The 18,970-nt window shown below is 66.4% G+C and carries 25 protein-coding genes; 14 read left to right on the forward strand and 11 right to left on the reverse strand.

Going from position 1 to position 18,970, the window contains the following annotated elements; translation table 11 throughout:
- Positions 1-67: 67 nt before the first annotated feature.
- Positions 68-715 (reverse strand): TetR/AcrR family transcriptional regulator, encoded by a 648-nt coding sequence (locus tag IBX22_RS26145; RefSeq protein WP_194818346.1) that lies wholly within the window; start codon positions 713-715, stop codon positions 68-70.
- A gap of 102 nt (positions 716-817) precedes the next feature.
- Here IBX22_RS26145 and IBX22_RS26150 point away from each other — a divergent pair, with 102 nt between their 5' ends.
- Complete coding sequence (locus IBX22_RS26150) at positions 818-1,480, forward strand: DUF998 domain-containing protein (protein ID WP_194818347.1); 663 nt, start codon at positions 818-820, stop codon at positions 1,478-1,480.
- Positions 1,481-1,732: 252 nt separating this feature from the next.
- On the opposite strand, the gene IBX22_RS26155 is transcribed toward IBX22_RS26150, so the two are convergent.
- The gene (locus IBX22_RS26155; RefSeq protein WP_194818348.1) at positions 1,733-1,966 is read right to left on the reverse strand and encodes a hypothetical protein; all 234 of its coding nucleotides are present in this window, start codon (positions 1,964-1,966) and stop codon (positions 1,733-1,735) included.
- A gap of 283 nt (positions 1,967-2,249) precedes the next feature.
- Between IBX22_RS26155 and IBX22_RS26160 the strand changes: the two genes are divergently transcribed.
- Positions 2,250-2,615, forward strand: a complete 366-nt coding sequence (locus IBX22_RS26160; protein ID WP_194818349.1) for an SH3 domain-containing protein — start codon at positions 2,250-2,252, stop codon at positions 2,613-2,615.
- 9 nt (positions 2,616-2,624) lie between these two features.
- Here the strand turns inward: IBX22_RS26160 and IBX22_RS26165 are convergent, their stop codons facing one another.
- On the reverse strand, positions 2,625-4,061 hold the full coding sequence (locus IBX22_RS26165) for a pentapeptide repeat-containing protein (protein WP_194818350.1): 1,437 nt from the start codon (positions 4,059-4,061) through the stop codon (positions 2,625-2,627).
- Between the two features lie 11 nt (positions 4,062-4,072).
- The gene (locus tag IBX22_RS26170) at positions 4,073-5,863 is read right to left on the reverse strand and encodes an ABC transporter substrate-binding protein (RefSeq protein ID WP_194818351.1); all 1,791 of its coding nucleotides are present in this window, start codon (positions 5,861-5,863) and stop codon (positions 4,073-4,075) included.
- Positions 5,864-6,207: 344 nt separating this feature from the next.
- Between IBX22_RS26170 and IBX22_RS26175 the strand changes: the two genes are divergently transcribed.
- Both IBX22_RS26175 and IBX22_RS26180 read left to right on the forward strand, forming a co-directional pair.
- Entirely contained in the window at positions 6,208-6,456 is a 249-nt protein-coding gene (locus IBX22_RS26175; protein WP_194818352.1) for a hypothetical protein, read from the forward strand.
- An 85-nt stretch (positions 6,457-6,541) separates the two neighbouring features.
- Positions 6,542-7,111, forward strand: coding sequence for an ABC transporter permease (locus tag IBX22_RS26180; RefSeq protein ID WP_194818353.1), 570 nt, complete (start codon positions 6,542-6,544; stop codon positions 7,109-7,111).
- Positions 7,112-7,151: 40 nt separating this feature from the next.
- Here the strand turns inward: IBX22_RS26180 and IBX22_RS26185 are convergent, their stop codons facing one another.
- Positions 7,152-7,613 (reverse strand): dihydrofolate reductase, encoded by a 462-nt coding sequence (locus tag IBX22_RS26185; protein ID WP_194818354.1) that lies wholly within the window; start codon positions 7,611-7,613, stop codon positions 7,152-7,154.
- Between the two features lie 202 nt (positions 7,614-7,815).
- Here IBX22_RS26185 and IBX22_RS26190 point away from each other — a divergent pair, with 202 nt between their 5' ends.
- Positions 7,816-8,511 carry a hypothetical protein gene (locus IBX22_RS26190; protein ID WP_194818355.1) on the forward strand — a complete coding sequence of 232 codons (696 nt, stop codon included), beginning with the start codon at positions 7,816-7,818 and terminating at the stop codon, positions 8,509-8,511.
- A gap of 96 nt (positions 8,512-8,607) precedes the next feature.
- Here IBX22_RS26190 and IBX22_RS26195 read toward each other — a convergent pair whose 3' ends face one another.
- Positions 8,608-9,093: a DinB family protein gene (locus tag IBX22_RS26195; RefSeq protein WP_194818356.1), complete on the reverse strand. Its 486-nt coding sequence runs from the start codon at positions 9,091-9,093 to the stop codon at positions 8,608-8,610.
- A gap of 10 nt (positions 9,094-9,103) precedes the next feature.
- Positions 9,104-9,727: a bifunctional 2-polyprenyl-6-hydroxyphenol methylase/3-demethylubiquinol 3-O-methyltransferase UbiG gene (locus IBX22_RS26200; RefSeq protein WP_194818357.1), complete on the reverse strand. Its 624-nt coding sequence runs from the start codon at positions 9,725-9,727 to the stop codon at positions 9,104-9,106.
- A gap of 89 nt (positions 9,728-9,816) precedes the next feature.
- Here IBX22_RS26200 and IBX22_RS26205 point away from each other — a divergent pair, with 89 nt between their 5' ends.
- Positions 9,817-10,398: a helix-turn-helix domain-containing protein gene (locus IBX22_RS26205; RefSeq protein ID WP_194818358.1), complete on the forward strand. Its 582-nt coding sequence runs from the start codon at positions 9,817-9,819 to the stop codon at positions 10,396-10,398.
- Between the two features lie 108 nt (positions 10,399-10,506).
- Positions 10,507-11,166, forward strand: coding sequence for a molybdopterin-dependent oxidoreductase (locus IBX22_RS26210; RefSeq protein ID WP_194818359.1), 660 nt, complete (start codon positions 10,507-10,509; stop codon positions 11,164-11,166).
- Between the two features lie 51 nt (positions 11,167-11,217).
- Here the strand turns inward: IBX22_RS26210 and IBX22_RS26215 are convergent, their stop codons facing one another.
- The gene (locus IBX22_RS26215) at positions 11,218-12,018 is read right to left on the reverse strand and encodes a S9 family peptidase (RefSeq protein WP_194818360.1); all 801 of its coding nucleotides are present in this window, start codon (positions 12,016-12,018) and stop codon (positions 11,218-11,220) included.
- Positions 12,019-12,373: 355 nt separating this feature from the next.
- The gene (locus tag IBX22_RS26220; protein ID WP_309234797.1) at positions 12,374-12,988 is read right to left on the reverse strand and encodes a TetR family transcriptional regulator; all 615 of its coding nucleotides are present in this window, start codon (positions 12,986-12,988) and stop codon (positions 12,374-12,376) included.
- Between the two features lie 105 nt (positions 12,989-13,093).
- Between IBX22_RS26220 and IBX22_RS26225 the strand changes: the two genes are divergently transcribed.
- The 5 genes from IBX22_RS26225 to IBX22_RS26245 all read left to right on the forward strand — a co-directional run bounded on the left by IBX22_RS26225 (position 13,094) and on the right by IBX22_RS26245 (position 16,205).
- A complete protein-coding gene (locus tag IBX22_RS26225) occupies positions 13,094-14,320 on the forward strand; it encodes an alkane 1-monooxygenase (RefSeq protein ID WP_194818361.1) in 1,227 nt (408 codons plus the stop codon).
- Positions 14,320-14,493 (forward strand): rubredoxin, encoded by a 174-nt coding sequence (locus IBX22_RS26230; RefSeq protein ID WP_194818362.1) that lies wholly within the window; start codon positions 14,320-14,322, stop codon positions 14,491-14,493. The genes IBX22_RS26225 and IBX22_RS26230 overlap by 1 nt, the downstream gene beginning before the upstream one ends.
- Positions 14,490-14,675 carry a rubredoxin gene (locus tag IBX22_RS26235; protein WP_194818363.1) on the forward strand — a complete coding sequence of 62 codons (186 nt, stop codon included), beginning with the start codon at positions 14,490-14,492 and terminating at the stop codon, positions 14,673-14,675. Before IBX22_RS26230 ends, IBX22_RS26235 begins: the two co-directional genes overlap by 4 nt.
- Positions 14,672-15,904, forward strand: coding sequence for an NAD(P)/FAD-dependent oxidoreductase (locus IBX22_RS26240; protein WP_194818364.1), 1,233 nt, complete (start codon positions 14,672-14,674; stop codon positions 15,902-15,904). Before IBX22_RS26235 ends, IBX22_RS26240 begins: the two co-directional genes overlap by 4 nt.
- 73 nt (positions 15,905-15,977) lie before the next feature.
- The gene (locus IBX22_RS26245) at positions 15,978-16,205 is read left to right on the forward strand and encodes a hypothetical protein (protein ID WP_194818365.1); all 228 of its coding nucleotides are present in this window, start codon (positions 15,978-15,980) and stop codon (positions 16,203-16,205) included.
- 43 nt (positions 16,206-16,248) lie between these two features.
- Here IBX22_RS26245 and IBX22_RS26250 read toward each other — a convergent pair whose 3' ends face one another.
- On the reverse strand, positions 16,249-16,398 hold the full coding sequence (locus tag IBX22_RS26250) for a DUF1059 domain-containing protein (RefSeq protein WP_339401787.1): 150 nt from the start codon (positions 16,396-16,398) through the stop codon (positions 16,249-16,251).
- A 174-nt stretch (positions 16,399-16,572) separates the two neighbouring features.
- Between IBX22_RS26250 and IBX22_RS26255 the strand changes: the two genes are divergently transcribed.
- Together IBX22_RS26255 and IBX22_RS26260 are read left to right on the forward strand one after the other, a co-directional pair.
- A complete protein-coding gene (locus tag IBX22_RS26255) occupies positions 16,573-16,845 on the forward strand; it encodes a hypothetical protein (protein WP_194818367.1) in 273 nt (90 codons plus the stop codon).
- 153 nt (positions 16,846-16,998) lie between these two features.
- The gene (locus IBX22_RS26260) at positions 16,999-17,667 is read left to right on the forward strand and encodes an HAD family hydrolase (protein ID WP_309234798.1); all 669 of its coding nucleotides are present in this window, start codon (positions 16,999-17,001) and stop codon (positions 17,665-17,667) included.
- An 80-nt stretch (positions 17,668-17,747) separates the two neighbouring features.
- Here IBX22_RS26260 and IBX22_RS26265 read toward each other — a convergent pair whose 3' ends face one another.
- Positions 17,748-18,968, reverse strand: a complete 1,221-nt coding sequence (locus IBX22_RS26265) for a cytochrome P450 (protein ID WP_194818369.1) — start codon at positions 18,966-18,968, stop codon at positions 17,748-17,750.
- Positions 18,969-18,970 lie beyond the last annotated feature (2 nt).

Genomic DNA, 18,970 nt, shown 5'->3' on the forward strand with positions numbered 1-18,970 from the left:
CGGCCCGTTGCTCTTTGGGGCGTGCCGCGCGGCTGATGGGCCGCGCGGCATTGTCGGAGGTCGAGCCCTAGACGCCGCGGTCCAGCATGGTGAGGAGTTGGTCGGTGAGGTGGTCGAGCTGCTCGGGTTCGAGGAAGCGGAGGGGTCCGTCTACTGCCAGATAGGCCAGGCCGTGGACCGTGGGCCAGGCCAGGAACTCCGCGCCGGGGCGGCGTTCGCGGGGGAGGAGGCCGGTGTCTACCAGGCCGTCGAGGGAGTCCGAGAGGATTTCTATTGCGGATCTGCCGGTGGGGCCGGCACTTTCGGGTTCCGCGACCGCGGAGACGTCGCGCTGGGTGGCGAAGGCGGTGCGGAACAGGCCGGGTTCCGCGCGGGCGAAGCGCAGGTAACCGGATCCGACGGCGCGGAAGCGGGCTCGGGCGCTGGCGGCTGGGTCGCCGGAGGGTGGTAGCGCCTCCTGTTCGGCGGCCATGGCGGTCGCCAGTTTCGCGAGGGCGACGCGAGCTACCGCCTGCACCAGGGCTTCTCGGTCCTTGAAGTGGGTGTATGCGGCGTTGGGTGCGACCTCGGCCCGGCGCGCGGCTTCGCGCAGCACGATCGACTGAGGGCCGCCGCCTTCGCGGGCCATAGCGACGCCGGCGTCGATGAGCGCTTCCCGGAGCGCGCCGTGCCGGTAGGTGGCGCGCCGGGGTTTCCGGCTCGCGGGTTCGGTCATTGGTCCTCCTGTGGTCGTGAGAAGTGTATCTGGACATTGTCCAGAAGTCGTGTATGTTCCTTTCTGGACAGTGTCCAGAAGCAACAGTCGCATCCCGGAGGAATGATCATGAAGACCGAAAAGCTGCTCACCGCAGGCGTTATCGCCACCCCGTTGTTCTTCGCCGTGGCCCTGCCCCAGGCGGTCGCTCGCGACGGTTTCGATCTGAGCCGGCACATGATCAGCCAGTTGTCGCTCGGCAGCCTCGGCTTCCTGCAGATCGCGAACTTCCTCGTCACCGGCGTGCTCTTCATCCTCGGCGCGATCGGGCTCAATCGCGTCCTGACCGAGGGCATCGGACACGTATGGATTCCACGCCTGGTGGCGGCATTCGGCGCCGGGCTGATCGCCGCGGGGCTATTTGTCGCCGACCCGGTCAACGGCTACCCGGTCGGCGAGCCGGACAGCCTGAGCTGGCACGGCATCCTGCACGGTGCCGCCGCCACGCTCTCCGGTCTTGCCCTGGTGGCCGCGCTCATCATCCTGGCCCGCCGCTTCATTCGCGACGGACGAAAGGGTATGGCAGCAGCCAGTATTGCGATTGCCGCCGCCTTCATGGTTCTGCCCGCCGCCCTCCCCAGCGTTGTGAGCATCACGTTCGCCACGGTCTCCTTCCTGGCGTGGGGCTGGATCTCGCTCTTTGCCGCTGCCCAGCTTCGCCATCACGCCACGGCCTCCACGCACACCCCCGCTGCCGTTCGAACCCCCGACTTCGAACTGGTCTGATTCGCGGCTTGGAGTGCGAAAAAGCGCCGGTATCATACGAATTCGTATGACACCGGCGCTCTCTTGGGGAAAGGGCACCATCCCGTGCCGCCGGGGACTGGGACCTCGTCAAGTTCGCCAACATCTACGACGGCTATGCAGCATTCGACGACATCCCGATTGACTGGGCCGGGCGGTCAGCAGGATCTCGACGCGATCGGAAGCCGTTGCGCCGCAGCCCTCACGCTCGCGCGGGTCGCGCATGAGTGCGTCTCACCGGGCGGAGAGGCTGGACGAACCCGAAGTCAGCAGGCTCAAAAGTATCTTCACGGGATTTACGTGATCGCACTCGCCCGGCTGGCTGGGGAGGCCGCCGCCGCACACCGGCGTCGCAGTTGCCGCCGGTGTGGCGGTTTCGCGCGGCGCGGTGACGTCGGCGTGCGCGGGAACCAGCGGCGCCAGCATCAGGGCGCCGGCAAGGACGGCAGTGGCAAATGATCGGTTCATCAAAAATCCTTCAGCTCTAGCAGTTCGACCGGCTGCCGCGATCGCCCCGGGCAGCTCCGATCACGCTATGCCGTGGCATTACTTGCCTGTAGACCCCGGTTTTCCCGCCCGCAGTTCCCGGGGCATGGACTGTGCGCACTTATCGGTCTTGGCCCGCCTGTCCTCGACTGTCCGCCGCTACCGAAGCCAAGTTCCAAGGTATTGCCCAATCCTGTGCTACAGCATAATCTTCCCTTCACCAAGCGGATACTTGCTTTGGGATTGGTACGGAAGGAGCTTCTTCATGAAGGTCAACGTTTTGCTGGCGACTGCGGTCGCAGTCGGGTCGACCGGCCTGTCGGTCGTGCTCGGTGCGCCGGCCGCGAATGCGGGGACAGCGTGTAGCTGGAACCCCGGCAATTGGGGTTTCTCCGATTCGGTGATGGATGGCCCCTACGGCAGCTACAACCTGTACAACGGCAATTCCACCAGTTGCGGCAAGATTCCGGGAGCCACGGTGGTGGAAGGTGCGCCGATCAGAGTCATCTGCCATTTGGACAACGATCAGGGCAACTCCTGGGTTTATCTCCAGACCAGCTCAGGTAATCGAGGCTGGACCTCCCGCTCCAACGTGGGCAGCTGGTGGCCGAGCCGTCCCAAGTGCAGCTGACCGAAGGTTTCAGGGCGCTGACACAACGGGCGGCCAGACTCGCGGTTCGACATTGGCGGGCTTCCCGACGCCATCGTTTCCCCAGTCGAACTCCGGCGGCGGTGGCCCCCACTGCCGCGGTTGTGTGAAAACGATTGGCTCCGAGCCGAAGTCGGCAGCCATGAAACTGGTTCTCCCCGCGAACGCGAATCGTGCGAACACGGCTGCCCCTTTGAAGGTAGCCGTGTTGAACCAGGCGTCGCCGCTGAAGGTTGCCTCGCCGAACCTGGCGGCGCCGCCGAAGGTCGCTCCGCCGAATCCGGCGTCGCCGCCGAAAGTCGCATCGTCGAACCTGGCGGCGCCGCCGAAGGTGGCCCCACCGAATCCGGCGTCGCCGCCGAAAGTCGCGTTGTCGAACCAGGTGTCGCCGCTGATGGTCGCCCCACCGAATCCGGCGTCGCCGCGGAAGGTCGTGCCGCCGAACCTGGCGTTGCCGCTGAAGGTCGCTGCGCCGAATCCGGCGTCGCCGCCGAAGGTCGCCGCACCGAACCAGGCGGTGCCGCCGAAGGTGGCTTTGTCGAAGCCTGCGATACCGCTGAACACGGACTTGTTGAAGGCGGCGTCACCGCGGAAGGCCACCTCGCCGAACCAGGCGGTGCCGGCGAAGGTGGCGTTGTCGAAACCGGCGGTGCCGGTGAACTGTGCCTTGTCGAACCAGGCGTCGCCGCTGAAGGTCGCCTCGTCGAAGCGGGCGGCGCCGGCGAAGATGGCACGGCTGAGGTTGACGTCTTCGAGGTAGGCGGTCCGGAAGTCGAACTGGCTTGCCGACCAACTGTATTCGGCTTCCGCGCGGAGGTGGTCGGCGATCACGCGGATGATGGTCGCGCGGACCTCCCGGTCGTTCTGCCGGTACTCGAAGTGGTCCTCGTCCTCGCCGGTGTCGCCGCCGGTCGTGCGTTTCTGCACATGTTTGGTCTGGTGGTTGCCGCCGAGTTCCGGGCTGTAGGGCAGGCGGAGATAGCCGCAGAGCACGTCGATGCACTGTTGCCTGCGTAACCCGTCGGCCTCGTCGGCGGTGCCGGCCATCGCGTACACCCCGGCGATGCGTACCGCGGCATCGGTCGCGCCGAGCTGGGCGGCGGCGGCGCCGAAACGTTCGACGAAGCGGCTCTGCTCGGCGTCCCGCTGGCGGCGGTAGGCGATCACCAGGGCGACGACACCGCCCACCCCGGCGACGATGGTCAGCGCGACCTTGGTGATGTCGATCGGCGCGGCCGCCGCCTGGCTGGTCGGGGTGTAGCGGGACACGACCTGATAGGCGACGTAGGCGATGAATATCCCGGCCACGAGCGCGCTCAGGATCGCCGGTAGCAAGCCGAACCGCTCCGCCCAGCGGCGAATCGCTCTGTTGCTCTTGCCGATTCGCGTCTGCCCTGGAGCCGGTCGCGCGCGCTCCCACCCGAACATCGCTCGACCGCCTATCGGGGGATGGTGACGATTTGGATCGGTGTGCCCAGGGGTGCTCCGTTGCTCGTGGTGGTGAATGACAGGGTGCCGCTGCAACCGGGGATGGTGTAGGCGCCGTTGATGTTTCGCAGCTGACTGATCACGTCGGTGGCCTGGGGGACACGGTTGGGTGAGGCCAGCCGGATCGCGCGGGTGGCGGTGAGCAGCGCGTCGTGGGTCAGGCAGGTGTAGGCGTCGGCGTCGGTGACGCGGTACCCGCCGGCGGTCAGGGCCTCCGCGTAGGGTTGCCAGCCCTCGGGCGGGCTGCCTTGGCCGTGTGGCCAGGTGTGCGGGTCCGTCACTCCCGCATAGACGATGGACAGCCCGGCTTTACGGAGTTCCTCGTGGTCACCGCGGTCGATGACCGTGAGCGCCGCGACCCCGGTCATGATCGTCAACGGCCGGTCGCGGCAGACGCGCCGGGCTTTGAGCGATTCCAGGAACACCGGGAGATCGGTGACGCGACCCGCGTAGAGGATGATCGCGGCCCCGGACTGGCAGATGTTGATGGTGACGGCGTCGAAAATCTGCGGCCAGGTGTCGCCGGGCAGCGTGGCGCCGACGAACGCCTGATCGGGCAGATCGCCGATCCAGCCGCCGAGTTGGTCGTGGAAGGCCTTCTGCAGGGCGCCGGTGTAGAGATCGCCGCGGTCTTCGGAGTTCTGATCCCACACCACCATTGCCGGGCCGGACGGTGGGTGCGCGGTCAGGTGTTTGGCGATGGCGGCGACGTAGTCGCTGGTGGTCGGGGTGGCGCGCAGCATGCCGGGGATGTTGGTGTAGTTCAGGTCGTCGGCGGTGGTGATCGCGCCGATGATCGGAATCTTGGCCTCGGACAGTTTCTTGGCGGCCTCGCGGGTGGAGATGACACTGGTGCCCAACGCCACCACGGCGACGACGCGGCGGCGCTGGTCGGAATCGTCGCGGGTGTCGATCAACTGCTGCACCGGTTCGGACCAGCGGGTCTGATAACTGCCGGGATTGGCCAGCAGCAAGCGAATTCGCGGTTGCGGGTCGCCGATCACCCGGGTGGCGTTGATGCGCGCTTGTGCGGTCGCGGCGCCGATGAGCATCTGTTTGGCCTGCTCGCTGTCGAGCTGGCCTGGGCGCGAGCCGGGGCCATCGGGGGCGGGCGGCTGCGACAGCGGGCCGAATACCGCGACGGTGACGTAGTTTTCGCCGACCTCGGCGTTTTGACGGGCGATCTGGTCGACCACCGGCTGGGAGGCCTCGTCGAAACCGGTGAAGGCGCCGTCGGTGACGCCGATGCACTCGTCGTCTTGCAGGGTCAAACCAGCTGCGGCGCACGGTTCCGGGTCCGACGACAGTAGCCAAAGTTTCGCGGGCACCGCGACCACCACCACGAGGGCTGCGACCGCAGCGGCTGCCAGGAGCGGGCGGCGGCGCACCCGATCCCAGATCGCAGGCCGTTGCGGCGGATTCGGGTCGTGCGGCGCGGGGTCGGCCGGTTGCTGAGCGGGTGGGATCTCGCCTGCGGCGTCCCGGCGTTTCTCCTCCCACTCGGCCAGCGCGGCGTCCAGTTGCTCACCGGTCAACCCCGGACTGGTGATGGCGAGGCACGCCCGCACGATAGCGCGGGTCGCTGCCGCCGTCGGCATGGCGAAGCCAGGGGTGATCGCGCGGGTCAGCACCTCCGGGCCGACCCGCGCTGCCTCGGCCAGACGCCCCTGCTGCACACCGCCGACCGTTGTCGCCTCGGTAACCAGCGCGTGCAATTCCTGTTTGAACAGATCCGGATTCACAGCCGTGCCCCCCGCTCGGTGCGTAGAGCACGCAGTTTCTCGATCATCGCCCCATCAACCTCCTTGCGGTGGTTCCCCCAGCCCGGACGAACCCGTCGCCTGCGCGCTCGAGGTAAGCCGTTTCGAAAACCAACGCGCACAAACATATTCGACCAAGCATCCGCGGCCCGTGCGGGAAACCATGATTTCCCATTGGTGCCGAAACGCTGCCGGTCCACCCCGCAACTCCATCATGCCGGAACGGGCCATCGAAACACGTTGTGTCCGAGCATGGTTCGCAACGGTTTACAGTGGCCTGGACGGGGCATTTCGGACTACCCACGAGACGAACGGAGACCGGCCTCATGTCCGAAATGAACAAGCGCAATCTCATCTACTTCGAAAATCCGTCTATGCGCGGTCTGTACGACAGTATGGAACAGTGGCAGGAGGCGAATGGCCGCCGATTGCTGTCCGTCAGTGTGCAGCCGGACGGTGAGAATTACTGTTGCATCGCGTTGACGAATCCGACCGAGGTCGTGATAACCAGCGAGGATGGGAACAATCACGCGAATGTCAGCCGGTTCGGCATGCTGGCCGTGGACGCGCAGTAGACGCTGGGACATGGGTCCGAGAGCCTCGCTCATGGAAGGGGAGGTGGGCCCGGGGTTCTACTTGTTTTGACCCACAGGAGGACCCATGACCCAGAACAACCGTCCCTCGTACCTGAGCTTCGGCCTCGCCTGGCTGCTCGGATACGGCGCGTTCGCGCTCACCTACGGCGCCGATCCGCCGGTGCCGTCCGCGGTAGCGGCGATCCTGCTGTTCGGCGGACTACTGATCGCTCTGATCATCACCGGCGTCGGGGCCGTCCGGGCACAGCGTGGTGCCCACGGCCGTGAGGCTGTCGCCGGCAAGTTGCTGGCCGTCGCATGGCTGGTCGGCTTCGGTGCGCTGTCTGTTCTCATCCAAGCCCTGAGCACCGCGCTGGACGAGCCCGAAGTGCAGACACTGCTGTGGCCGAGCGGGGCTGGTCTCGTCGTCGGAATGATCTATCTCGCAGGCGGACTCGCCTACCGCGACACCCTGCAATACGCCCTGGGAGCCTGGCTGGCCGTACTGTCTTCGGCCGCCCTGTTCCTGGACGGAGCGAACCTCTACTGGGCGCTGGCCCTGATCGGCGGCGGCGGTTACCTCGTCGCGACAGTGCTGGAGCCGCGCCGCCGCACGTCGTCGCCGGTGGCAACCCAGCGAGTGGCACATAGCTGAGGCAAACGCCGAGTAGCGCCTCCATGGTGTGCCGCTGGGTTCAGGCTGGGAGGTAGGTGACCCAGCTGTAGCCGTCGCGTTGGAGGCGTTGGGTTTCGCGCCAGGAGGCTGGATCGAGGGTGGGGAATCGGACGTCGCCGTCGAGTGCGGACTCGATTTCGGTGATTTCCAAGCGGTCGGCGGCGGCGATGAGCTGGGCGTAGATCTCGCCACCGCCGAAGCAGATCGCCTCACCTTCTCCGGCCGCCGCCAATGCTTCATCGATCGAACCGACGACGGTGACACCGTCCGACGCCCAACCACCTTGGCGCGTAACCACTATGGTGCGCCGACCAGGCAACGGCCGCCCGATCGAGTCGAAGGTGCGACGCCCCATGATCAGCGTCTTCCCGAGCGTCATCCGCTTGACGCGCTGCAGATCATCCCGATCTCGCCAAGCCAGATCCCCACCCCTGCCGATAACGCCGTTCCGAGCCACCGCGGCAATGAGCGTCAAGGTCACTTCGCCATCATGCCTGGACAGGGCAGGGGCCGCACGGGCAGCTGGCGTCGATCGAGAATCGGGCGCTCACAATGGCCGTTCGCAAAACGAGGGCCGCACCCTGAACTGGTCAACCGGCGCGACCAGGTGCATTCCCAGCCGATTTGCGCCCGGCCGGGGCGATTGGAAAAGTGTGCTAGTTCAATCTTTCGGGGAGGTTCTTGTGGGTTCCAGAGTTGCTGACACTTTCGTGGTCGATGTTGATATCGATTCGGAACCGGGCGAATTCGGCGATCGGAACACCATCGGGGGTTGGCCGGTGCTGGACGCCGGACAGGCGTGGCCCACGTGTGCGTGCGGAACCCGACTGGCGCTGTACTTCCAGCTCGAAGTGCCCGCCGAGGTTCCGCACTTCGGTGGTGATCAACTGCTGGTGTTCCACTGCCCTGCAGAGGGCGACACGGGGGGACATAGCACCGAACCTCAACTGCCCGAAAACTATTGGGACAACCCACCGGGGGCCGACTCGGTATTCTGGCGGATCCTGCTGCAGCGCAACGGAATGCCCCGCGAGACGGCCGACCCGCATTTCGAACCGCGCCGCCTGGAGCTGTACGCCGCGGAGGATCGGGTCACCGAACCCGGCTTCGAAGGACCGCTCAACGACTTCAAGGTCGGTGGCACGCCGCGCTGGGTTCAGGCGCCCGAGCACTATCGCTGCGCGTGCGGCGAGGACATGGTCTTCCTGTGTCAGGTCTACGAGGATTTCCCGTTCGCCGACTACGCCGACCCGGACCCCGACGAGTCGGTCGACTGCGCCGGCATCGACGACGGTCTCTTCCTAGGTAATCAGGACTACATCCTTGCCTGCCCCGGCCACTGCGACCCAGCCGCCGCGTGGCCGGTCTGCCAAAACTGATCTTCTACGAGCCGGTGGAGACGTACGGCAACGGGTGCGGCACGTCGAGGTGCTCGATCCGGATGGGAACAGTTTGTCTCTCGCGCAAGGCGGGGCCTAGCGACCGGTCGCGCCGTCGATCAGTTCGCGGAGGATGTCGGCGTGGCCGGCGTGGCGGCCGGTTTCCTCGATCATGTGGGTGAGGGCCCAGCGGACGGTGGGGGCGCGGCGATCCGGATGGGGGAGTGGTGCGGAGAGGTCGGTGCATTCGTCGAGAACCTTGTTGGCGCGATCTACTGTGGATCGGTAGTGCGCGACGACGTCGGCGACGGTGTCGGCAGGTGCGGCGTGGAACGTCGCTTGCCAGTCGGTGACCTTGTCCCCGAGGAACATTGAGCGTTCGACGTTGGTGAGGTGTTCGAGCAGGCCGAGCAGGTTGGTGCCCGACGGGACCGCGGCCGTTCGGACCTGCGGTTCGGGGGCGCCGTCGACTTTTGCGGCGATCGAGGTTCGCAGGTAGTCGAGAAAGCCGCGCAGGACTTCGATTTCGCTGCTTCCGGTGCTCGGTGGCGGGGTGTCGCGGCGGCGGGCGGCGGTGGGCATGGTGGTCTCCTCAGGCGGTGCGGCGGATGAGCAGCAGGTGGTCGGTGACCTCGGCGGTGCGTCCGTCCGGTCCGGTCGCGATCCGTTTGGGGGTGCCGGCTCGCTCCACAGTCCAGGTCGACGGGTCCAGTTCGATATCCGCGGCGACCTCATGCGGGGTCGGGAATCGGACATCGGGGTCCTGGTTCCACGACCACGGCGCGGTCGATCCGTGGTCGACGACCAGTAGCAGGCCACCCGGGCGCAGTGCGTGCGCGGCCGCGCGCAGGACTATGGAGCGGTCCAGGTCGAAGGGGGTGTGGAGGTAGTGGACCGAGACGAGGTCGAACTCGCCCGAGGGGAACGCGTCGCGCAGGTCGTGTTGCTCGGCGGCGATCCGGTCACCCAGGCCGTGGGCGCGGGCGAGTTCGGTCAGCCGCTCGACCGCCACGGCCGAGATGTCGACCGCGGTGACGCGCCAGCCCTGCCGGGCGAGCCACAGCGCGTCCCCGCCGTTGCCGCATCCGAGATCCAATGCGGCACCGGGCGGACCTGTAATCGTCTCGGCGAGAAGGTAATTCGGCAGTGGATCGGTCGACGCCGGTCGGTTCGCATAGACACCGTCCCAGAATGCGACCGCATCGGTGGTACTCATCGAGGCTCCTTCTGTCGGGATGCTCCCAAGTCTTGCGGGACACGGCACGATCTGGCACGAAAAATTGCGGTTCCGGCAAGATGGGGGTTATGGACCCCGATACGGAGAACGTGCTCGACTCGGTCGGACCCCGGCTGCGCGCGCTGCGCCGCGACCGCGGCATCACCCTCGCCGACCTCGCGGCGACGACCGGGGTATCGGAAAGCACCCTGTCGCGGCTGGAGAGCGGGCAGCGCCGGGCCAGCCTGGAACTGCTGTTGCCGCTGGCTCGTACCTACAACGTCCCGCTGGACGACCTGGTCGGCGCCCCGCGCACCGGCGACCCGCGGATTCACCTGAAACCGATCCAGCGCTACGGGATGATCTTCATTCCGTTGTCCCGGCGGCCCGGCGGGACGCAGGCTTTCAAGATGATCATCCCGGCACGTCCGGAACCTTTGGAGCCCACACCGCAGACGCACGAGGGTTTCGAATGGTTGTATGTCCTCAATGGCCGCCTGCGGCTGATGGTCGGCGATCGGGACCTGACCTTGTCGGCGGGCGAGGCCGCCGAATTCGACACGTCGTTGCCGCATTGGCTGGGTAGCGCCGACGGCGGAGCGGTCGAGTTACTCATCCTCTTCGGATTGCACGGGACGCGCGCGCACGTGCACCCCAGCCGGGGCGGCTGACATTCCCCACAGAATGTTCTGCGCCACATCACCTCTCGACTGCTGTCGGACCCTCCGGCTCGGGAGTAAGGTCCCTCTTATACGGTACCGTATAAGAGGAGGATCGACATGACACTTCCCCCAGGCCAACGCGCTGTCGAAGGATTCCCGCGCTTCGGCACACATCTGCATCACCCGCCGCCGGCCGTCCCCGTCGACCCGGTCATCGAGGTCGGCGGAGCGTTGACCCAAACGATCACACTGTCGGTGGCCGACCTCGCGAAGCTGCCCCGGCAGGAACTGCGAGCCGACTTCCATTGCGTCGCAGGCTGGTCGGCGACCGATCTGCTGTGGGAAGGCACCTCCTTCGCGGCCTTCTATCGCACACAGGTCGAACCACTGCTCGACAAGCCCGCCAGTCACGTGATCTTCGAAGGTCTCGACGGCTTCCAGTCGATCGTGGTGCTCGAGGACGCCCTCGCCGACGACGTGCTCATCGCCGACCGCCTCAACGGGCAGCCACTCGACAGCGACCACGGTGCCCCGGTGCGGCTGGTCAGCCCCAGTCAATACGGCTTCATCAACACAAAACACCTGTGCCGCATCGAATTCCACACCTCCGAGCCGCCGATCCAAGACCGCTGGTCGCCCCTCGCGTCACACCCGCGGGCAAGGGTCTGGGAGGAAGAACGCCACCGTCATCTGCCCGGCCGCGTGGTACGGCCGGTCTATCGATCGCTGATCGGTCCGATCCGCGCGCTCAGTGCGCGGGGAAGTCGGCCGCAGTGACCGTGACCGCTATCGGATGAACCCACGACGTCAGGGCGTCGTCAGTGACCGCTATCGGGTGAACCACGAGGTCAGGATGTCGTCCACGATCTTGGCGATCGGCAGCTGGGGTGCGGGTTCGATCCCGGGCTCCTCGGCCAGGGGGTGTGCCAGCTCGGGCACGGTGGTGACGGCGGCGTCGGCGCCGTGCGTGCGCAGAGCCGCGACCAACTCGTCGGCGTCAGCACGGAACTGCGGGAAGTCCAGCTTTCCGCTGACCACCAAAACTTTTGCGCGGTCGCCGATTTCCGCGGCCCGTGCGACGAAGTCGAGGCGGTCGGCGACGGCGTTCGCATCCTCGTCCCAGGAATAGGGCTGTCTGGTGAACTCCTCGAGGAGGCCCACCACCGAGCGCGCCCGGACCGCCGGATTCACCAGCGCCGCCGCCCGCACCGCAACCTCGCCCCGCGCCAGCGTCAGCAACGCGACCCCGCCACCGAGCGACCCGCCGACGATGCTGATCGGCCCGTCCTCGACGGGCAACTGATCCCGCAGCGCCGCCAACGCCGCCGGGAACTCGTCAGCCGCCCCACTGATCATCCGATCGGTGTAGGCCCGCAACGGATCCCGCTGCACGAGCTCGAGTCCGGCATCCATCCGCCCGTCCACCATCCGCGCCCCGCAGAACGGCATCCCCAAATACACCCGCCAAGCCGGGATTCCAGCCATCGGCAGCGCGGCAGCGAACGCCGCGTCCGACCGCGGCGCATCGAGCATGTGCCACGCCACCAGCAGCGGAGCGGAGCCCTCGACCCCCTCCGGTGGCAGCGCGGTAAAGGGGACGCCTGCGGCGGTGCCGGTAATCGGTTCCATGCTCGGATGGTAGGAGCACGGTCGCGCCGTGCGGAACAACTTCTGCTCAGGGTGAAACGGACTCGACGCAATCCTGGCTTCGCCCTGCGGCGATCATGATCATCAGGACTTGGTGGCGGCATTGTGCGAGTAAGGCCGCCACCAGTGCCTGATGATCTTGTTGCTCGCCGACGAGGCCCTCGTCGCGCATGCATTTCCCGCTATCGCTGCCGGTGCCGCCGTCTGGTCACTGCGGCACTTGCCTGAGGTTGTCACGAAGTTCGTGTGCACCGGATGCCGTTGTTCCCGGTCGTTTTCATGCGGGACGGCTTGGGCATCACTCATGGCTAGATCGCTCACTGCGTGGAGCTGGCTTCTAGGACGCCGCCTCGATCAGTGCGGTGAAGACGCGGGTGATCACCAGTTCGATCTGGGCGACCGTGCGGTCGAGCGGGCCGAGCGGCTGGAAGAGGTGGCTCAGAGTGAGGCGTACGAGGATCTCAATCAGCGATTCCAGATCCGCATCCGAGATGGTCGCGAGTTCGTAGCGTTCGCGCATCGCGGGCAGCAACGCCGCGAGCGCGCGGCCGAGGACCGGTTCGGGTTCGGTGATCAGTGCGGGCAGCAGGGTGGTGTCGCTGCTGTCGCGACCGGACAGCACCGCTTTGAGCAGAGTGTTGTCCGCACCGGTGCGCAGGGTGTACTCGGCGGCGCGGGTCATGCCGGTGATGGGGTCGGGATGCGCGGCGAGGGTGTCGGCGATGCCCCGCAGGAAGGCGCCGAGCTCGCGCTCGATGAGCGCGTCGGCCAGGGCCTGTTTGGTGCCGATCTCCTTGTAGAGCACCGGCCGGCTGATCCCGACGTCCTTGGCGATGCGGGACATGTTCACCGCGCCCCAGCCCTCGGTGCACACCACGTCGCGGGCGGCATCGAGCATGCGTTCGCGCAGCAGCAGGCGCATCTCGGTCTGAAAGTTCGGGGCTTCAGCCACGAAGGTCATCGTACATCAGCTGGCCATGTGACTCCGTCGTTGACAACAGTAGGCAAGTTGTATCTACTGAATACACATTGCTCGAATGTGTAAACGGAGTGGGATATGACTTCTCGAATCGGCGAATCGGGACACCCGGTAGCCGCGCCCGACCACTGGCGGGACCGCAAGCGATACCTGTGGCTGCTCGGATTGGTGGCGCCGACCTCGCTGGGCGTCGCGGTCGCACTGGTCTGGGGCTGCAACAAGCTCGGCTGGCAGGCGGTCGCGCCCGTCTGGTGGTGGATCGGCCCGATCCTGATCTACGTTCTGCTCCCGACCCTGGACCTGTTCTTCGGCCCGGACGGGCAGAACCCGCCGGAGGAGGTGATGGAGCGACTCGAGAACGACAAGTACTACCGCTACTGCACCTACGTCTACATCCCGTTGCAACTGCTGAGCATGGTCGTCGCCTGCTACCTGTGGACCGCCTTGGACCTGGCATGGCTGGGCATCGACGGCGGCCTGGGCGTGGTCTCCAAGATCGGTTTGGCGTTCAGCATCGGCGCGATGGGCGGCGTGGGCATCAACACCGCGCACGAACTGGGACACAAGAAGGACCAGCTCGAACGCTGGCTGTCGAAGATCACGCTGGCCCAAACCGCTTACGGCCACTTCTATATCGAGCACAACCGCGGCCATCATGTGCGAGTGGCCACGCCCGAGGACCCCGCCAGCGCCCGCTTCGGCGAAACCTTCTGGAGCTTCCTGCCGCGCAGCGTGTGGGGCAGCCTGCGCTCCTCGTGGGAACTGGAGACCACCCGGTTGCGGCGTATGGACAAGAGCCCGTGGACATTACACAACGACGTCCTCAACGCCTGGCTGATGACGCTGGTGCTGTGGGGCGGCCTGACCGCGGTGTTCGGGCCGTCGATCCTGCCGTATCTGCTCGTGCAGGCCGTCTACGGTTTCACCCTGCTCGAGACGGTGAACTATCTGGAGCACTACGGGTTGCTGCGGCAGCGCACCGCATCCGGGCGCTACGAGCGCTGCACTCCGGTGCACAGCTGGAACTCCGACCACATCGTGACCAACATCTTCCTGTACCACCTGCAGCGGCACAGCGACCATCACGCCAATCCCACCCGCCGCTATCAGACCCTGCGCAGCATGGACGGCGCACCGAACCTGCCCAGTGGTTACGCCAGCATGATCGGCCTGGCCTACTTCCCGCCGCTGTGGCGCCGGGTCATGGATCACCGTGTGCTCGACCATTACGACGGCGACATCACCCGCGTGAACCTGCAGCCCGGCAAGCGGCAGCGCCTGCTCGCGCAGTACGGGGCGCGGTGATGGCCGCCTACCGCTGCCCGGTCTGCGACTACGTCTACGACGAAACCGCCGGCGCGCCCCGCGAGGGATTTCCGGCCGGCACCTCGTGGTCGGCGGTGCCCGACGACTGGTGCTGCCCCGACTGCGGCGTCCGGGAAAAGGTCGACTTCACCTCCGAAGGGAAGATCCGATGAATATCGACTACAAGCTGTTCCGTTGCCTGCAATGCGGTTTCGAATACGACGAGGCGCTGGGCTGGCCGGAGGACGGCATCGCACCCGGCACCCGCTGGGACGAAATTCCCGAGGACTGGTCGTGCCCGGACTGCGGTGCGGCGAAGACCGATTTCGAGATGGTCGAGGTCAGTCGCACATGACGGGACAGATCGTGATCGCGGGCGCGGGCGTGGCCGGTGCGACCGCGGCCCGGACCCTGCGCGACGCGGGTTATTCCGGCCGCATCGTGCTCGTCGGCGCGGAATCCCATGCGCCGTACCGGCGCCCGATGGTGTCCAAGGATCTACTCGCCGGGACCCGCGATGTCGGCCGCTGCCTCCTCGAACCCGAAACGTATTGGGCCGGAAACGGTATCGAGCTGCGGGTGGCAACCACCGTCACCGATATCGACACCGACCACGGCCGGGTGTGGCTGAGCAGCGGTGAGGCGCTCGGCTACGACAGCCTGCTGCTGGCCACCGGGGCGCGGGCGCGACGGCTGGAACAACATCCGCCGGTCAGGGTTCGTACTTTGCGCGGCGTCGGCGACATCGCGGCGCTGCGGGCGGCGATCGACAGCGGGCCGCTGCTGATTGTCGGCGGCGGACTGGTAGGCCTCGAGGTGGCCGCCACCGCGCGTGGTCTCGGTGCGGAGGTGCACATCCTGCATGCGGGTGCTGCCCCGCTCGATCGGGTTGTGCCGCAGGAGGTCTCGGAGCTGGTTCAGTACTTGCACGCCGAACATGGGGTGCGCATCGACAGCAATGTTCGCCTGACCGGGATAGAGCAGATCGATACCCGCGGCGTTGTCGCGACCGCCACCGACGGCCGCACCTGGACAGGTTCGTCCGCCCTCGTCGCTATCGGCGCGGAACCCGACACCGCGCTCGCCCGCACGGCTGGAATCGCCGTCGACGCAGGCATTCTCGTCGACGAGTGGTACCGCACCTCCGCTGCGGGAGTCTTCGCTGCCGGCGACGTGGCCCGCCGCTTCACCGCCCACCGTGGCCGCCACGAGCGCAGCGAGCACTGGAACAGTGCCTTGGCGCAGGGCGCTGCCGCCGCGAAATCCATGCTGGGGCAACCCGTTACCGAGCTGGAGCTTCCGTGGGGATGGACAACTCAGTATGGCGTGAGTCTGCAATTCGCCGGTTGGATGCAGTCGCGCGAGGAACTGGTGGTCCGGGGCGCGATCGAGTCACGAAACTTCACCGTCCTGGCTCTATCCGGCGGTGCGCTTGTCGGCGCGATCACCGTCGGGCGGCCCAGGGACATCAGAGCTGCCCGGGAGCTGATCGCGACCGGTGCCGTGCTCCCGAGCGCCGATTGGGCCGACGAAGCGGTGGACCTCACCCGAATTGTCCAGGCTCCGTTGCCCGTCCGGCGCTAGCAGTACATCTTCGGAGGACTGGTTCGTGGTAGCACGCTGTCGCGCCGAATTGTTCGGCGAGACACTGGCGAGCATGGCAGATATTGCGTTGCCGAATGAGAAAGCGGCACAACGGTTCTTCCTGAAATTGTCCGGGGCGTGCGCGGTGGTCGGCGGCATCGCCACCTATTTGGCCTGGCATTCGAGCGCCGGATTCGTTGCCGCGCTTGCCTTCAACGCCGCGTCGACCATCTGGCCGGCGATAATGGGCATTCTCATGTTGCGTCGAGCACGCGCGGTGAAACCCGCTGCGCCACAATAATTGTGAGCTACGAGCTGTTCACCGCCGTGCCCGGATCAACGCGTCAGTTCGCGACCTTCTCATCCTCGAGAGTTCCGCGGATCTCCTCGCGAAGCTCTGGTCCCTCGTGGTGCTGATGCGCCGAGATCGCGTGCTCGTAGGCCGCTTGCAGGACCTCGTCTTCCTCACCTGAGATAGTGAGCGTGCAATTCATTTGACTGGGGAATCTACGGCAGTCAGCGACTTTTCTAGTCATCGAAAAAGCCTCCTGATAGATCAATTGGTGCGCTTTCTACGGTAGACCCAAAAGCCGCGCAATACCGCAACGAGCGCATAATGGTCAGGTCGGTAGTTCCCGAGCAAGACTCCACACCTCGGAGGTATCTCGATGGAGCGTCACCAGAATCTCTCCCAGGACGCCCGGCGTAAAGCGGGAGACGAAAGCGCCGCCGCCCACCGCGCCGAACGCCACGATCAGATGACAGACATGAACCTCGCCCGCACGGAATCCGGCGGTGATTACGAGCCACCGACCCGCGAGGACATGGAAGAGATCGACGGCGAGCGGAAGAGCACGCCACGCGAAGACCGCCACGCCGCCAAGTCCGCGACCCACGACGCGGCCCGCCTCGCCAACACCGACCTCGACGAAGGCGCCTGATCGGCTGCTTCGATCCGCGAACGGCCCCACCGCAGCTGTACCTGGCACCGCCTGGTGCAACCCGGCGGGCGCTGCGAGACGCTTCGACTGGCGGGCGCGGGGTAGATCATGGTGGAGGCCGGTGTAGCGCCGGTCCGGAGACGAGGAGGTTTCGTGCCCGACCCCGCAGCAGTTCTGTTCGACATCGACGGCACCCTCGTCGACTCCAACTACTTGCATGCCAGGGCCTGGCACGCGGCCTTCCGTGAGGCCGGCACCATCGTCCCGACCTGGCGCATTCATCGCGCCATCGGCATGGACGGCGCCAAGCTGGTCGAGACCTTGGCCGGCGATCTCGACGATGCCGCCGCCGATCATGCCGATGACCTGCACACACGCTATTACCTGGAGAGCGCCGACCAGCTGACGTTGCTGCCCGGAGCCCGCGAGGCCCTGGCGGACCTGCACGCGCGGGGTCTGCGGGTGGTGCTCGCCACGTCCGCACCCCCGGACGAGCTGTCGCTGCTGCGCAAACTGCTCGACAGCGAGTCCGTGCTCTATGCGGTGACCGGCGGCGAGGACGTCGAGACCGCCAAACCGGATCCGAGCATCGTGCGGATCGCCCTGGATCGGGCCGGTGTCCCTCCGGAGCGTGCGGTCTTCGTCGGCGACACGGTGTGGGACGTGCGGGCCTGCGCCTCCGTCGGCGTGCCGACGGTCGGGGTGCTCAGCGGTGGCATCTCGCGCGCCGAACTCCAGGACGAGGGAGCCGCGTTCGTCTGCGACGACGTCGCGCACCTGCTGCGTGAGGTCGGGGACAGCCCGATCGCGCGCCTGCTCTGAGCGGGAGCAGAAACCCGCTTCTTCGCGCTACTACGGCGACTCGCATCAGACCTGCTCGAAGCCGGGCTGTGAGCGCGGGTCTATTCGTAGGCGACTTCCCAGCGTTTGATGCCGTTGAGCCAGCCGGATCGCAAATGCTCGGGTTCGGCGAGTTGGCGGAGGTTGGGCATGGTGTCGGCGATGGCGTTGAAGATGAGGTCGATCACCAGGCGGGCCAGGTTCGCGCCGAGGCAGTAGTGCGTGCCCGCGCCGCCGAAACCGACGTGTGGGTTGGGGTTGCGCAGGATATCGAAGGTGAAGGGGTCGGTGAAGGCGTCCTCGTCGAAATTGGCCGAGCCGTAGAACATTGCGACGCGCTGACCCTTTTTGATCAGCTGACCGCCGAGTTCGACATCCCGGGTTGTCGTGCGCTGGAAAACCGTGACCGGGGTGGCCCAGCGGACGATCTCGTCGGGTGCGGTGTTGGGGCGTTGAGCCTTGTACAACTCCCATTGCTGGGGGTGGTCGACGAAGGCCTTCATGCCGTGGGTGATGGAATTGCGGGTGGTTTCGTTGCCCGCGACCGAGAGCAGGATGACGAAGAACGCGAACTCTTCGGAGCCGAGGTGCTCGCCGTCGATATCGGCGTGCACCAGTTGGGTGACGATGTCATCGGCGGGGCAGCTACGCCGCTCCTCGGCCAATTTCCAGGCGTAGCCGCTCAACTCCAGTCGTGCGGTCACCGATTCGGCGGCGAAGTCGGGATCGTCGGAGCCGATCATCGAATTGGACCAGTGAAAGATCTTCTTGCGGTCCTGCTGCGGCACGCCGAGCAGTTCGGCGATCGCCTGCAGCGGCAGCTCCGCGGCGACCTGCTCGACGAAGTCGCCGCGTCCGGACTTCTTCGCCTCGTGCACGATTCGCTCGGCCCGCTCGGTCAGTGCGCCGCGCAGGCTTTCGATGGCGCGCGGGGTGAATCCCTTCGAGACGATGCGCCGGTTCTTCGTGTGCGCCGGCGGATCCATATTGAGCATGATGATTTTCTGCATGTCGAGCTGTTCGCGAGTGGTCTCCGCGGTGTAGCGGACGATCGCGGAGTTCTCGGCGGAGGAGAAGGTCTCCGGGTGTCGCGAGATCTCCTTGATGTCTTCGAGTTTCGTGACGGCCCAGTAGCCGCCGTCATGGAATCCGCTGCCCCGCTGTTCGCACCACCAGACCGGTGCGACGCGGCGGAGCTCCGCGAATTCCTCGGTCGGCCTGCGGTGCGCCCACAGGTCGGGATCGGTGAAATCGAACCCGGCGGGTATCGACGGTGTGGCCATGG

Origin of the sequence: Nocardia sp. XZ_19_385, assembly GCF_015355755.1 — a bacterium.
Taxonomy (GTDB): Bacteria; Actinomycetota; Actinomycetes; order Mycobacteriales; family Mycobacteriaceae; genus Nocardia.

Bases quoted from the DNA above. Each gene is read 5' to 3' on its own strand.
- IBX22_RS26145 (WP_194818346.1), bottom strand. From the start codon at position 715: ATGACCGAACCCGCGAGCCGGAAACCCCGGCGCGCCACCTACCGGCAC.
- IBX22_RS26150 (WP_194818347.1), top strand. From the start codon at position 818: ATGATCATGAAGACCGAAAAGCTGCTCACCGCAGGCGTTATCGCCACC.
- IBX22_RS26155 (WP_194818348.1), bottom strand. From the start codon at position 1,966: ATGAACCGATCATTTGCCACTGCCGTCCTTGCCGGCGCCCTGATGCTG.
- IBX22_RS26160 (WP_194818349.1), top strand. From the start codon at position 2,250: ATGAAGGTCAACGTTTTGCTGGCGACTGCGGTCGCAGTCGGGTCGACC.
- IBX22_RS26165 (WP_194818350.1), bottom strand. From the start codon at position 4,061: ATGTTCGGGTGGGAGCGCGCGCGACCGGCTCCAGGGCAGACGCGAATC.
- IBX22_RS26175 (WP_194818352.1), top strand. From the start codon at position 6,208: ATGTCCGAAATGAACAAGCGCAATCTCATCTACTTCGAAAATCCGTCT.
- IBX22_RS26180 (WP_194818353.1), top strand. From the start codon at position 6,542: ATGACCCAGAACAACCGTCCCTCGTACCTGAGCTTCGGCCTCGCCTGG.
- IBX22_RS26195 (WP_194818356.1), bottom strand. From the start codon at position 9,093: ATGCCCACCGCCGCCCGCCGCCGCGACACCCCGCCACCGAGCACCGGA.
- IBX22_RS26200 (WP_194818357.1), bottom strand. From the start codon at position 9,727: ATGAGTACCACCGATGCGGTCGCATTCTGGGACGGTGTCTATGCGAAC.
- IBX22_RS26205 (WP_194818358.1), top strand. From the start codon at position 9,817: ATGGACCCCGATACGGAGAACGTGCTCGACTCGGTCGGACCCCGGCTG.
- IBX22_RS26210 (WP_194818359.1), top strand. From the start codon at position 10,507: ATGACACTTCCCCCAGGCCAACGCGCTGTCGAAGGATTCCCGCGCTTC.
- IBX22_RS26215 (WP_194818360.1), bottom strand. From the start codon at position 12,018: ATGGAACCGATTACCGGCACCGCCGCAGGCGTCCCCTTTACCGCGCTG.
- IBX22_RS26225 (WP_194818361.1), top strand. From the start codon at position 13,094: ATGACTTCTCGAATCGGCGAATCGGGACACCCGGTAGCCGCGCCCGAC.
- IBX22_RS26230 (WP_194818362.1), top strand. From the start codon at position 14,320: ATGGCCGCCTACCGCTGCCCGGTCTGCGACTACGTCTACGACGAAACC.
- IBX22_RS26235 (WP_194818363.1), top strand. From the start codon at position 14,490: ATGAATATCGACTACAAGCTGTTCCGTTGCCTGCAATGCGGTTTCGAA.
- IBX22_RS26240 (WP_194818364.1), top strand. From the start codon at position 14,672: ATGACGGGACAGATCGTGATCGCGGGCGCGGGCGTGGCCGGTGCGACC.
- IBX22_RS26245 (WP_194818365.1), top strand. From the start codon at position 15,978: ATGGCAGATATTGCGTTGCCGAATGAGAAAGCGGCACAACGGTTCTTC.
- IBX22_RS26250 (WP_339401787.1), bottom strand. From the start codon at position 16,398: ATGAATTGCACGCTCACTATCTCAGGTGAGGAAGACGAGGTCCTGCAA.
- IBX22_RS26255 (WP_194818367.1), top strand. From the start codon at position 16,573: ATGGAGCGTCACCAGAATCTCTCCCAGGACGCCCGGCGTAAAGCGGGA.
- IBX22_RS26265 (WP_194818369.1), bottom strand. From the start codon at position 18,968: ATGGCCACACCGTCGATACCCGCCGGGTTCGATTTCACCGATCCCGAC.